The sequence below is a fragment of the Piscirickettsia salmonis LF-89 = ATCC VR-1361 genome (assembly GCF_000297215.2).
Classification (GTDB): Bacteria; Pseudomonadota; Gammaproteobacteria; order Piscirickettsiales; family Piscirickettsiaceae; genus Piscirickettsia; species Piscirickettsia salmonis.
The window spans coordinates 71,511-85,572 of the sequence record NZ_AMFF02000014.1; the positions used below are offsets into that span (position 1 = coordinate 71,511).

The 14,062-nt window shown below is 42.1% G+C and carries 11 protein-coding genes and 1 pseudogene; 4 read left to right on the forward strand and 8 right to left on the reverse strand.

Going from position 1 to position 14,062, the window contains the following annotated elements:
• Positions 1–126, forward strand: a pseudogene (locus C200_RS16835) (IS982 family transposase); the annotation flags it as partial.
• A gap of 115 nt (positions 127–241) precedes the next feature.
• Here C200_RS16835 and C200_RS01555 read toward each other — a convergent pair.
• The 8 genes from C200_RS01555 to C200_RS01590 form a co-directional block, all read right to left on the reverse strand.
• Positions 242–922 carry a histidine phosphatase family protein gene (locus C200_RS01555; RefSeq protein ID WP_016210530.1) on the reverse strand — a complete coding sequence of 227 codons (681 nt, stop codon included), beginning with the start codon at positions 920–922 and terminating at the stop codon, positions 242–244.
• Positions 919–1,731 carry a 3-deoxy-manno-octulosonate cytidylyltransferase gene (locus tag C200_RS01560; protein ID WP_016210535.1) on the reverse strand — a complete coding sequence of 271 codons (813 nt, stop codon included), beginning with the start codon at positions 1,729–1,731 and terminating at the stop codon, positions 919–921. The genes C200_RS01555 and C200_RS01560 overlap by 4 nt, the downstream gene beginning before the upstream one ends.
• Positions 1,732–1,804: 73 nt before the next feature.
• On the reverse strand, positions 1,805–5,485 hold the full coding sequence (locus C200_RS01565) for a YhdP family phospholipid transporter (RefSeq protein WP_016210534.1): 3,681 nt from the start codon (positions 5,483–5,485) through the stop codon (positions 1,805–1,807).
• 9 nt (positions 5,486–5,494) lie between these two features.
• Positions 5,495–6,982: a ribonuclease G gene (rng, locus tag C200_RS01570; protein WP_016210531.1), complete on the reverse strand. Its 1,488-nt coding sequence runs from the start codon at positions 6,980–6,982 to the stop codon at positions 5,495–5,497.
• Between the two features lie 9 nt (positions 6,983–6,991).
• On the reverse strand, positions 6,992–7,609 hold the full coding sequence (locus tag C200_RS01575) for a Maf family protein (protein ID WP_016210527.1): 618 nt from the start codon (positions 7,607–7,609) through the stop codon (positions 6,992–6,994).
• A 69-nt stretch (positions 7,610–7,678) separates the two neighbouring features.
• Positions 7,679–8,197 (reverse strand): rod shape-determining protein MreD, encoded by a 519-nt coding sequence (gene mreD / locus C200_RS01580; protein WP_016210528.1) that lies wholly within the window; start codon positions 8,195–8,197, stop codon positions 7,679–7,681.
• Positions 8,194–9,093: a rod shape-determining protein MreC gene (gene mreC, locus C200_RS01585; RefSeq protein WP_016210536.1), complete on the reverse strand. Its 900-nt coding sequence runs from the start codon at positions 9,091–9,093 to the stop codon at positions 8,194–8,196. The genes mreD and mreC overlap by 4 nt, the downstream gene beginning before the upstream one ends.
• Positions 9,094–9,108: 15 nt before the next feature.
• The gene (locus tag C200_RS01590) at positions 9,109–10,152 is read right to left on the reverse strand and encodes a rod shape-determining protein (protein WP_016210526.1); all 1,044 of its coding nucleotides are present in this window, start codon (positions 10,150–10,152) and stop codon (positions 9,109–9,111) included.
• Between the two features lie 189 nt (positions 10,153–10,341).
• On the opposite strand from C200_RS01590, the gene gatC reads away from it, so the two are divergent.
• The 3 genes from gatC to gatB all read left to right on the forward strand — a co-directional run bounded on the left by gatC (position 10,342) and on the right by gatB (position 13,670).
• Positions 10,342–10,629 (forward strand): Asp-tRNA(Asn)/Glu-tRNA(Gln) amidotransferase subunit GatC, encoded by a 288-nt coding sequence (gene gatC, locus C200_RS01595; RefSeq protein ID WP_016210537.1) that lies wholly within the window; start codon positions 10,342–10,344, stop codon positions 10,627–10,629.
• A 111-nt stretch (positions 10,630–10,740) separates the two neighbouring features.
• The gene (gene gatA / locus C200_RS01600) at positions 10,741–12,192 is read left to right on the forward strand and encodes an Asp-tRNA(Asn)/Glu-tRNA(Gln) amidotransferase subunit GatA (protein ID WP_016210532.1); all 1,452 of its coding nucleotides are present in this window, start codon (positions 10,741–10,743) and stop codon (positions 12,190–12,192) included.
• A gap of 41 nt (positions 12,193–12,233) precedes the next feature.
• Entirely contained in the window at positions 12,234–13,670 is a 1,437-nt protein-coding gene (gene gatB / locus C200_RS01605; protein ID WP_032126195.1) for an Asp-tRNA(Asn)/Glu-tRNA(Gln) amidotransferase subunit GatB, read from the forward strand.
• The last annotated feature ends 392 nt before the right edge of the window (positions 13,671–14,062 follow it).

A 14,062-nucleotide genomic window follows, 5' to 3' on the forward strand; every position in this document is an offset into this window, starting at 1 on the left:
CGAGCACTCTAGGCATCGTAAGTGTCAACAACTTTATAGGTCAATATTCTTGCTGGATTAGCAGCCTACTGTCTTCAGGAGAAGAAGCCATCGCTTAATATCCAGCGTAATCTATTGACCAGCTGAGTTATATCGAACTCACGTTAAATTAGCTTTGTGTAATGAGCTAAATCCTTGAGTTAAGCCTTCAATATATTCTTCATATTGAGCATGACTTAAACATCTAAGATTAATACCTAAATTAATCAGGCCGCTGATTCCACCTTAATAAATCCCATTGATTATTTTTATAGTCTAGTTCACAGAAATGGCCTGTTTTAATTTTAATCTGTTTTTTTTCAATGGCAGCACTCATTCCCCCATCAAGAAAATGATGAATAAATGTTAAGCTACCTTGGCTACCAATAGTAATAATCACATCATCACGAGTATGACGATTAATTAAATTTTGAAAAAATCCAGTCACACTGTTCACCATCTCAGCTTCGCTCACCTGCCAATGATGCGGCGCGCCTATCGGCATTTTTCGCTCATGCTGCCATGCTTGCCAGGCGTCAAGGCCAAATTGCGCAATTACTTCATTGGTTTGCGCTGTTTCTCCTTGCGTTGTTAGCCCTGCCCATGCGCCATAATCTAACTCAAGTAACCCTTTATCTTTATACAGAGGAATCTCAATATTATATTTAAATAAAAAATACTCGCGAATAATCACCGCCATCTCCCAAGTTCGTACGAGATGATTGGCATAAAGCGCACTTGGCATAATATGACGCTGGTCCAAATATTTAGCAAAATTGCGCGCCTGCTCACGTCCAGTTACAACCAAAGGAATATTATTATTACAACCACTCATAAAAATACGTTCACCACCTTGCTGATCAGGACCAAAGGTATTACCATGCCGACAAGCAAACACTTTCATAATAAAATTTCTCCATAGTGATGAATATGCGCTTCGACGCGCTCAATATCTTCAGGGCTATCGACTCCCCCAGAAACTACCCCAGCAATGAATTTCACCGGAACTGCTGTAATTTTAATATTATTTTCTAAAAAGCGCAGCTGCTCTAAACCTTCAACTGCTTCATAATGACTTTCAGGCAAACTGACAAATCGTGCCAAAATATCATAACGATAGCCATATAAACCAATATGCTGATAGACAGGAGAGTAGATACTATGTTCTCGTAATTGCGCTTCTTTACGCATCGCTGGAATAATATTTTTTGAAAACCACAATGCATCATTATTTTGATTTAAAATTGCTGTTGTGCCACTAAATGGTGTTTTCTTTTTATTTGCACGTAACTGATCAAGCGCCTGCCACGTTAACTGGACTACCGGTGTAACCACCTCAATATTTTTATTTTCACAAGCCGCCAATAATAGCGCACGAATAAATTCTGGCGGTGTTAGCGGCGCATCGCCCTGCAAATTAATAACAAAATCAGGCACATCAGGTAAACTAGCCACCGCCTGGTAAGTCCGGTCTGAGCCAGTCTTGCACTGATCTGATGTCATAATTGCAGATACCCCTAAGCTTTGAGCATGCTCAGCAATACGTTGATCCTCAGTCGCAACATACACCACCGCATCTTCAATACCAATACAAGCTGCTTGGGCAATTTCACTAACACGTTGCAACATTGTTTTGCCTGCAATTTTAGCTAATGGCTTACCTGGCAAACGCGTTGAATAGTAACGTGCGGGAATAATAATCGCTAATTTCATTGTCTAATTACCTAGCCTAGTTATTATTTTTTATTTTTCAAATTAATTTTCATTTAAATATGGATAAAATCATCTATTTTTCATTATTATTGCTATTGACTGCCTTGGTCTGCACATCATCCCAAGGGCCATACACATGGTATTGAAATACAAATGGATTCGACACCTCACTAGAGAGTGCCTTTTCAAACAGCCATAAAGCACCTGCGATCGGTGCAAAAGATAACCCCCCTGCTGCCAGGGCAATCACAGGGATACTACCACTCACTTGGGGTACTGCGCCAACCAACAGGTCAACATCTTTATTAGCAAAACCAACACGCCCACCTATCGATAATTGTAGATCAGGCCCTTTAACTACCATATCATTAGTAAATAGATTTCCATGAAAAATAGACAGTAATCCGGTAAGCTCACTAAACGCCAAGCCTTTTTGCAATACTCCAGATGAGTCAAACTTAATGCGCTGCCAAAAAGAATCAACATTAAATACATTAATTAAACTAATTAGACCAGGATTAACCTTAGTAATATGACCATTGACTAAATTTACTTTAATACGGCCTAATAATGTCTCAGGTTTAACATCGGTTAATAAACCTAACCACTCTAAATCAAAAAAAAGTGAGCCTCGCCCACCACCAATCAAGTTATTGATCCCCAATGCATCTAAACCTTTGCCAACATTACTAAAATGTACATTACCCTTGATAAAAGAGGGGTTTTGGCGTTGAATCAAATTCAACTCACCAGTCGCATGCACAGTATAATTAGGATCTGTTAGCTGCAATGAATCCAATTGATAACCATAATTAACCGGTGTTAAAGTCAAATTCACTGATTTAAATTGGTAATTTTTATAGTTAACATTATTTAATGTTGCTGTAACCTTTGGTAAATGCTTAGTCCTTTTCAGCACGCCGGCCGATTGATTTCCCCCGCTAAAATCTGTCTGATACCAGTGATAGATAGACTGCGCAATGTTTAAGTCTGCTTTAGAAAAATCTAAAGAAAGTTCCGGTATGTTTACGCCCTGTTGATAATGAACAACACCAGACAGTACTGAGCTAGTAACATCTATGCTAACCCCTGAGGCTTGACGATCTACCTTAAGTGATACATCGCTTAGTGATTTTTCATCAATAATGAGCTTATCAAGCGTTAAGTTTAACGAACCAATTATATCTTTATTAGTTGATTTTAATTCTCGAGAAAATAACCTCTGAATGGTTTTTCCCCACTCATTAAGATTCAATGTTTTTAAATTAGCCTGTAAAAAAAGCGCCGGTGTTGATTTTTTCTCCTGGTTTAAATGCCCCTCAAGCTTTACTTGATCACCATAGGTTAGAGCAATCGCCTGTTCGTTATTTGCTTTTTTCTCTTGCAAAGAAAGCAAAGCTTGGCTATTTATTGCTTTATTAAACGGTGCAGGCAAAGAAGAGGATAAACCTTGCAACTTAGAGTTCACCGACAAATTACCACTATGCTCACCAAAACGATACGTACCAATAATAGGCGTACGGCCTTTAATAAACGATCCAAGGTCTATATCAGCAAGTCCTTTAATCACAGCAGCAGATAACCAAGAATTAAAATTAATGGTTGTAATCGGCTCTTGTTTTTGCAATTGTGAAGTCACACTAAAATTAACAGGTTCCCCATAAATAAGCGCTTTTGCATCCTTAGCAAAAACCAGTCCCTGCTCATCGAAGTTAAACGTACCAGCCAGCTTAGTTAGAGCAACTTTCTTACCCGTGAAATCAACAGATGTATTTTTCACATTCAGCATACCATTCACTGTAGTTAATTTATTTTTATCGACATAACCAAAAGGTATTTTCAAATTTAAATTAATCTTGCCTTGACCGCTAGATACTTTTATCTTCTCTACTAATGCTTTTAGTGGACTTTTAGCAATTAAAGCCATCCCTTTTTTAAGGTTAAACTCACTCTGCCCTTGTATATTCAGCTCTGTCGGCACCCCTGGCATAATATCAGCCATTTTTAAGCGAATATCATGCAACCACAATCCCGCCATCAAGACTTTATTCGCAGTAATCGTTAATTGCGGCCCAGCAAAAGTAACACGGGCATCCCCTTGACGAATGATCGGCCAGCCACGATTAGTATCTAGCTGTCCATCACGAACATCAAACTGAACAAAAAACTGGCCCTGGCCATCTGTAAAAGGAAAATCTGACAAGGCACCATTTAAAATCGCAATTCCCTGAGTTTTTCCTGCTAACAATGCTTTTTGTAGCCAGGTGAAAAACTCTGGATTCACTCCCTGATGTGGTAAGAATTTTTTTACAAACTCAGGTGTTGCTAACGTATAGTCTAACCGACTTGTCACCACAGGAGCGGCTTGCTGTCGAAAAATCACACTCACTTTTCCAGCCAAATGCGCTTGAGGATGATTCACCTTAATATGACTCACACTCAGCTTAATCCCAGGCTTTAGCTGCTTTACTTGTATCTTAGCTTGCGTATTTAGCACCGGGGTTTGGCGCTTATCTGTATCTGGCCATAACCAATGCAAATTTGGACTGTCTAAGTCAAAGCGCAACTGATTAGGTTTTACCACAAGCTCGCCAGACACACCGGTTATGCCAGGTTCTGTAATAGTAGGCTTCACCCCCAAATCAACTAAACCCATCGCCAGCTGCCAACGCTCAGCAGACTGCCAATAACCATGAATCTCAGTCAAATGGCCTTGTAAAGAACTCAAGCGATCAAGCTCACGCGGATAACCAAAGCTTGTCGTATCCAATAAATACATGAGAGGAACTAACGGTTTAAGCACAAGTCCACTGGCATGTAGCTGCCGATTCAAGCGATTATAATTTAAATTAAGCTCAATCGGCTGAGGATAAGCTTGACCATTAATATTAAGCTTAGGTAGAGAAAGCTGTGCCTTGCCATCATGGGCTTTTGCCGAAAATTCACCGTCAAGTGATTGCAGCACATTCACACGAGCGCCTTGCAAAGAAAATTTTGAAAAAAACTGGGATTGATCTAAACTTCCTGAAAACTTAGCGTCCATATCCAGTCGATAGTCTTGTTTAGCAACTTTAACTTTCGCAAGATTTAACCAAGACAATAGTAATTTTTGTGTTCTTAAGTCAATATGAGCTGACTGGAAGCCGCCTAACTTTGTTTTTTTCACCTCGGCATTAACTATCAGCTTTTCATCACGCTCACCACGGGCACGCAACGTGAGTGTACTCATACTTTCTGCAGAACTCTGCCATAACGCATTCAAAAATAAATGATCTTTAATCTTACCCTGCTGTAGATTAAGCCGAATATCACTTAACTGAACTTTTTCTTGCGCATTCAGCCATGGAAAAACCGTCAAAAGAGAGTGTTTATTCTGTTGATTAAAATGCGCTTGCTCAATATCAAAGTCAATCGTTGCCCCGCGCATGGCAATATCATCAGTACTAAGACGCCAATGCCAAATGCTCTTTAATAGGTTAAAATGCACATAATAATATTTTACCTCTGCAGACCACCCCTGAGATTTATTACTCATCACCAGGTTTTTTATCTCAAATGCAGGGGAGAATATATTATTTTCAACTGTTCTAACATTAACTGCACGAAGCGTAACGCCCTGACGCTTTGCTAAACGCTCAAGCCAAACTTTAGGGTGAGCAAATTCAATATAAATGTAAAATGCACCAGCGCCAAGCAACAGCGCAAACACTAAAAGCAAGTCAATACAGATCCAAGCAAGTAAACGCCAACGCATAGTGATCCCTTATACTAAAACAATATCAAATTGTTCTTGTGTATAAAGTGCTTCTCCTTGCAAACGTACTGGCTTGTTAACTTGCGTTTCTAACTCTGCCAAATAACTCGACCCTTCATCCAGCATATAATCAACAACATTTTGTGAAGCAAGCACAAGATAACTCGATGCATTATAGGCTTTAACCTCACGAAATAGCTCACGACAAATTTCATAACAAATCGTTTCTATTGTTTTAATCGAGCCCCGCCCTTCACATAATGGGCACGGCTGGCAAAGGGTATTTCTAAGACTATCCCGTGTCCGTTTGCGCGTCATTTCAACCAACCCTAAACTTGAAACACCACTGATAGTAATTTTTGCATGGTCCCTATCGAAGCTTTTCTCCAATGCATCTAAAACCTGCGCTTTATGCTCTTCTTTTTCCATATCGATAAAATCAATGATAATAATACCACCTAAATTACGTAATCTAAGCTGATGACCAATAGATACCGCCGCTTCCATATTCGTTTTAAAAATCGTTTCTTCTAAGTTTCTATGGCCAACGAAGCCGCCTGTATTAACATCGATAGTGCTCATCGCCTCAGTTTGATCAAAAACTAAATGCCCACCTGATTTTAAAATTACCTTGCGCTGCAAAGCCAGTTCGATTTCTCGCTCAACATCGTATAAATCAAAAATAGGCCGCTCACCGACATAATAATGCAGCTGCATACGCGCTTCTGGCACATAGGTCTCAGAAAATTCACATAATTTTTGATAACCTTCTTGCGTATCAATGCGCAGCTTATAACCGGGCCGCATAAAATCACGTAGCGCCCGAATCGCTAAAGGTAACTCACGAAAAATCACTCGAGGTGCCTCTAAAGTATGAACACGCTCAGATAGTTTTTGCCACATGCGCTTTAAAAAAGCACAATCTGCCAGCAAGGTCCGCTCATCAACACTTTCAGCCGCTGTACGTACAATATAGCCTTTGGCTTCCTCTTCAGGCAGCTGGCTTGCCAATAAAGAACGTAAGCGTTCACGCTGCTCTTCCCCTTCTATGCGCTGTGATACGCCAATGCGATTTAAATCAGGCATATACACCAAGCAGCGCGAGGCAATGGACAAATGCGTCGTTAAACGCGCCCCTTTAGTTCCCATGGGGTCTTTGACCACTTGAACCAAAATTTTTTGCCCTTCGTGCAATAGCGACTGAATATCGGGCAATGGCACTGGAGCAATCTCTTCGGTGCCATCTTCACTGTTATCGTCTTTATCAATTAATGGAACCACATCAGAAACATGTAAAAATCCCGTTTTTTCTAAGCCAAGATCAATAAATGCAGCCTGCATACCCGGCAGCACACGCGCAACAATGCCTTTGAAAATAACCCCAACTAAGCCGCGCTCATTATCACGCTCAATATGGACCTCTTGTAAAACTCCATTTTCAACAATTGCAACACGCGTTTCTTGAGGCATGCAATTAATAAGTATCTCATCGCTCACTCGTATCCCCTACCCTAAAGCTCGTATATTAAATTGTTCTAACAGTGCATTTACCTCAAACAACGGCAAGCCCATCACCGCAGAGAAACTTCCCTCTAAACGCTCAATAAAAATCGCCGCTACGCCCTGGATGGCATAACCACCTGCCTTACCCTCTGGCTCACCCGTCTGCCAATAATCCACTATTTCTTGCCTGGTCAACGTGCGAAAATAGACTTTACTTTTGACTAACACACTTTCCAAGCGTTCAGTGCTCATACACGTCACTGCACTATAAACCCAGTGCGAGCGTCCTGACAATTGATTTAACATCGCCTGCCCCTGTTGCTGATGAACGGGCTTACCTAGAATATCTTGATCACAAATAACCGCTGTATCCGCGGCTAATACAATAGGGCTAACATCACTATTCGTGTTACTCGAATAACTCGTGTGACTCGCATCTAAACGGTCAAACGCAACCCGTGCTTTCTCTCGGGCCATGCGCAAAACATAGTCCTCTGCACGCTCATTGCTCTGTATAGATTCATCAATATTAGGATCTAACGTATCAAACGATAAATTTAGCTGGCGAAGTAACTCACGCCGCCTGGGGGAAGTTGATGCAAGATAAAGTTGTGCGGACATGGCTACTGCTACACCTTAAGTCAGTATTAATTATTCTTGTTATCTCGACTGGCCAGTGTAACAAAAAAATCAACCGTGCTCACGCCTACCTGAAAGACTATTTAACAAAAATTGCAATAATGGCCAACTAACAAAAGAAGATACGATGGTCATCTGATACCAAGGATTAAACAAAGCGCTACTCTTTTCTGCATGTAACCAATATTCAAAACCGAGCAGTGCCACCTGATAAACAAGAGTAATCAACATAATGAAAAAAGCTTGTTGTAATACTGGAAACAATCGAAAACGCTTATGAAACTTTCTCACTAAATAAACTAACGCTAATAAAATAACGGCATGAATCCCTAGCACATTCGTATGAATCACATCTAAGGCTAAGCCCAGTAACAAAACACCCCCTAAAGGCAGCATATCCGGCGCCCTTACCGTCCAATAACACACAACCAGTAATAACCATTGCGGCCAAAAATAGACCAACCCACCAGAAACAACCAACATTTCAAGCAACAGTGCCAATAAAATAGTCGCGAAAGCAATCAGACACTGACTTAAATAACGCTCTGTGCGATGCATATACGATCTCATAAGCGACCCTTTTGAGTTTTATCTTTAGTCTTATCCTGCACCTGCATATGAGTAGCGGCACTAGAATCATTGTCCTTATCTTGCCACACCAGCATAACTAAGCGCCCACGGTCCATATGAGCCGCAGGGTCAACAGCAACCTGAGCAAAAGCAGATCCTGGATGGCGCACGACCTTCCTTACCACTCCAACAGGATAACCCACAGGAAAGCGCCCCCCCATACCTGAGGTCAGCAAAACATCCCCCATTTGAATATTTGCTGTATCAGGTACATGCTTTAGCTCCAGCTCACCACCTTTGCCTTGACCGCTTAAAATGGCCCGTACACCGCTGCGCTGATCAAACACTGGTAAAGCACTATCAGAGTCTGATAGCAATAAAACTTTAGCACTCCAAAGACCAACATTAACCACCTGACCTAAGACGCCATAGGCATCAACAACCGGTTGACCAATGTACACGCCACTGCTTATTCCTTGGTCAACAACAATCATTTGTTTATATGCACTGGTTTTCACTTGTAGCACTTTTGCTAAGCGATAACGCTGTGGGCTCAGCTTATGGCTGGCATTTAATAAGGCCTGCAGTTGCTGGTTTTCAGTTTTAATTACAAGTAGCTGCTGTAACATTACTTGTAAACGTACGACTTCTTCATTTAATTTTTTATTCTCAATAAAAAGCTGATAACGCTCACTCACACTATGCTTTAGCCATTGACTCAGTTGATAAGGGGCTGCGGCTGCATACTCAAAAGGGTAAAGTACACTGCTTAAAGTGATACGTATCATTTTTGTTTGCTCAGTATAGCGATCAATAAAAAATATCGCCCATGCACAGCCAAACCAGAATAAAAAGTGCAAAGCTAAACGTTTACGGCCATTACGGTACTGCTGCATAATAACGCTCTACTTCTACTCGGTTGCCAGAAAATCAAAGCCTCGCTCATCGGCTAGCTCCAAAGCACGTCCACCCCCTCGAGCAACACAAGTAAGTGGATCTTCTGCAACTAACACCGGCAAACTGGTTTCTTCCATGAGCAAGCGATCTAAATCCCTTAATAAGGCACCGCCACCAGTTAATACCATACCCTTTTCAGCAATATCAGCGGCCAACTCAGGCGGCGCTTGCTCCAATGCGGCTTTTACTGCAGACACAATACCCATCAAAGGCTCTTGTAAGGCTTCTAAAATTTCATTGCTATTTAAGGTAAAGCTGCGCGGCACGCCTTCAGCAAGATTACGACCACGTACCTCCATTTCCCGCACTTCATTGCCAGGATAAGCAGAGCCAATTTCATGTTTAATACGCTCAGCCGTGGCTTCACCAATTAAGCAACCATAATTACGCCTCACATAGCTGACAATCGCCTCATCAAAACGATCACCACCAATACGCACCGATGCCGAATAAACGATACCGCTTAACGAGATAATGGCAATTTCAGTAGTGCCTCCACCAATATCAACAACCATGGACCCTGCAGCCTCTTCTACCGGCAAACCAGCACCTACCGCCGCTGACATCGGCTCTTCAATCAAATACACTTCACGTGCTCCCGCCCCTAAGGCAGACTCACGAATAGCACGGCGCTCAACCTGGGTCGAGCCACAAGGCACGCAGACTAACACCCGCGGACTCGGTTTAATCCATTTCTCAGCATGCACTTTTTGGATAAAGTGTTTAAGCATCCGTTCAGTGACATAAAAATCAGCAATCACACCATCTTTCATCGGTCGAATTGCGGTCATATTTCCCGGCGTCCGCCCTAACATACGTTTTGCTTCTATGCCCACCGCTGCCACACTTTTTTGGCCATGGCCACCATCTTGGCGAATCGCCACCACCGACGGCTCATTTAACACAATTCCTTGTCCACGAGCATAAATTAATGTATTTGCTGTTCCCAAATCGATTGATAAATCACTAGAAAAAAATCCCCGCAGCTTTTTTAACATGGCTTGCATCCTCAGCTCAATGCCCAATCCCTTAAACCCTTACTATTATAGTGTGACCGATTCTCCCTAAACCACAAGCCCAGAACGATTATTCTTCATACCTCTAGTGTATATATCTCTATGCAATGTCTTATGCTACTATTGATGCCCATATATACAGAACATTAAGACTAATTTTGAGGCTAAACTATGTCAATTTCACTGACAGATGTAGAAAAAATTGCACACTTAGCTCGTTTACACCTAAACAAAGACGATGCTGAGCGTTATCAACATGACTTATCGAATATTCTCACTCTAGTTGAGCAACTCAATACTGCAGATACACAAGGTATTACACCAATGGCTCATCCCCTTGATGCCACTCAGCGCCTACGCTCTGATAACGCCACAGAATCAGATCAACATGAAAAATTCCAAGCCTTTGCCCCTCAAACCGAAGCGGGCTTATATCTGGTTCCTAAAGTCATCGAATAATCAAACAGCGGCCACTTATTTTATTCAGTCATAGTGATAATAGTGATTAAGATTGATTAATTAACTGATCTCATATTATTAATTTTGATTTAAATCCATTAGGTAACAACGATGTCAGGACACACTCTTGCCGAGCATATTCAGGCTCTAAAAAGTAAAACCATTTCCAGCCTTGAACTTACTCAAAGCTATATTGATCAGATCAAAGCAACCGATCAGACCTTAAATAATTTTATTACCCTCACAGAGGATCACGCCTTACAAGCGGCTAAACAAGCCGATGAAAAATTAGCTAAAAGCAGCGATTTATCGCCGTTAACCGGTGTACCCATTGCCTATAAAGATATTTTTTGCACCGATGGCATCAAAACCAGTTGTGGCTCTAAAATGCTTGATAACTTTATTGCCCCCTATGACGCCACTGTCGTCACCCAGCTCAAAAATGCCGGAACCGTCATGCTCGGCAAAACGAATATGGATGAATTTGCCATGGGTTCATCTAATGAAACCAGCTTCTACGGCACCTCTAAAAACCCCTGGGATATCAATAAGGTACCTGGTGGATCGTCTGGTGGATCGGCCTCTGCAGTCGCTGCACGTCAAACCCCTGCGGCTTTAGGCACAGATACCGGTGGATCGATTCGTCAACCGGCATCCTTATGCGGGATTACCGGCTTAAAGCCAACTTATGGCCGCATTAGCCGCTTTGGCATGGTTGCCTATGCTTCTAGCCTCGATCAAGCAGGGCCCATGACCCATACTGCAGAAGATGCGGCCATTATGCTAAACGCTATGGCTGGATTTGACCCTAAAGACTCTACCAGTGTTGATCATCCCGTTGAAGATTACACCAAAAACCTCAACCAATCACTCGAAGGTATACGCATCGGCCTGCCTAAAGAGTATTTTAGTGATGGCCTAGACAGCCAAGTTGAAAAGCAAATTCAACTGGCCATTGCTGAGTACGAAAAACTCGGGGCTAAAATCTGTGAAGTATCCCTGCCAACCACTCAGTTTGCCGTTCCAGCCTATTATGTCATTGCCCCAGCAGAGTGCTCATCGAACCTTGCACGGATGGACGGGGTTCGCTTTGGCCATCGTGCTGAACATCCAGCAGACTTAATTGATCTGTATAAACGCTCACGTGCCGAAGGTTTTAGCGATGAAGTCAAACGTCGTATTATGGTCGGCACCTATGCCCTTTCAGCCGGTTATTACGATGCCTATTACAATAAAGCCCAGCAAGTGCGCCAGCTTATCAGCGATGACTTTAAACGCGTGTTTAATGAAGTTGATATCATTGCCGGGCCAACTGCACCAACGACTGCATTTGATTTTGGCAGCAAAAAAGACCCCGTTACCATGTACTTATCCGATATCTATACTATTGCTGTGAATTTAGCGGGTCTGCCTGGATTATCTCACCCTGCCGGATTTGTCAATCAATTACCTGTCGGCCTACAACTTATTGGCAATCACTTTGATGAATCACGCTTATTAAACCTTGCTCATCGTTACCAGCAAGTGACCGATCATCACACCGCAATGCCTACTGCGTTTTAAAATGCTTATAAAGACTAAATTATAGATAGAGAGAATTTAAGATGGAATGGGAAACCGTTATCGGGTTGGAAGTCCATATTCAACTCGCCACACAATCAAAAATATTTTCTGGTGCATCCACTGCCTATGGTGCCTTGCCCAATACTCAAGCCTGCGCCATTGACCTTGGCCTACCCGGTGTACTGCCAGTATTAAACCAAGAAGCAATTAAAATGGCCGTGAAGTTTGCTTTAGCCTCTGATTCTAAAGTCAATCCACGTTCTATTTTCTCACGCAAGCATTACTTTTATGCTGACTTGCCTAAAGGCTACCAAATTAGCCAATATGACCAACCGATTGTTCACGACGGTCATCTTAATGTCCGCTTAGATAATGATGAAATTAAGCGCATCGGTATCACCCGCGCCCACCTGGAAGAAGATGCCGGCAAATCACTGCATGAAGACTTTCAAGGCCTTAGTGGTATCGATTTAAATCGTGCTGGTACACCATTGCTTGAAATCGTTTCAGAGCCTGATATGCGTAGTGCCGAAGAAGCCGTGGCTTACCTTAAAACCTTGCACTCATTGGTGCGTTATCTGGAAATCTGCGATGGTAATATGCAAGAAGGTTCCTTCCGTGTTGACGTCAATGTATCAGTCCGTCCCAAGGGCCAAGCTGAATTCGGTACCCGCACCGAAACTAAAAATTTAAATTCATTCCGCTTTATCGATCGCGCCATTCATTTTGAAGTCGAGCGCCAAATTCAAGTATTAGAATCTGGCGGCATCATCAATCAAGAAACCCGTCTATTTGATGCCATGAAAGGAGAAACGCGCCCACTCCGCTCTAAAGAAGATGCCCATGATTATCGCTATTTCCCAGACCCGGACTTACTTCCGGTCGCTATCGAAGCTAATTTTATCGACGAAATTCAAGCGACCATGCCAGAATTGCCTGAACAAAAGCGCCTACGCTTTGTTGAAGAATACCAGCTTAATGATTATGATGCAGACGTTCTCACCGCCAACCGCGATATGGCCAACTTCTATGAACAAGCCGTAAACACTGCGGGCGGCCATGCTAAACTTGTCGCCAATTTTATCATGGGCGACTTTTCTGCCGCGTTAAACAAAGAACTATTAGACGTCACGCAAAGCCCTATTTCAGCTAGCGGACTTGGCGGCCTAATCGCACGAGTTGGTGACAATACGATTTCCGGTAAAATTGCCAAAGAAATTTTCATTGCCATGTGGGAAGGTCAAGGTGATGCCGACAGCATTATCGACAAAAAAGGCCTGAAGCAAATCACTGACCCTACAGCAATTGCGGCCATTGTCGACGACGTCATCGCGGCTAACCCAACTCAGCTTGAACAATACCGTTCAGGAAAAGATAAGCTTTTTGGCTTTTTTGTCGGTCAAGCCATGAAAGCGTCTAAAGGCAAAGCCAACCCCGCAGAGCTGAACAAGGTACTCAAACACAAGCTCTCTTCTTAAAAATCAATCACATTCAAGCTATTTATATTTAAAGAAAGGCCAAAACCAGCCTTTCTTGCTTTATTTCTAATAATCCAGCCTCAACCATAACAATAGGCTTTATTAATCACATAACTATACACTTTTCATAAAAAAACTTTAAAATTCCGAGCTATTACAAACCAACACAAGATTTATGAAGATATTAATTAAAGGGGCTGACACCTAATATTATATTTATATAAAATAAAAAATTATTTAATTCTACGCGATGCTCAACTTTTTAAGAAGTTCCCAGCCTTTCAAATTGTAAGATTGGGCGGCCTTGCAGTTTATTATAGCGCTCAACGAATAGTTTCTGACCGTAAGCGTCGCTACCTCGGTAGGTATTTTGCACATCCAATGATGCAAAA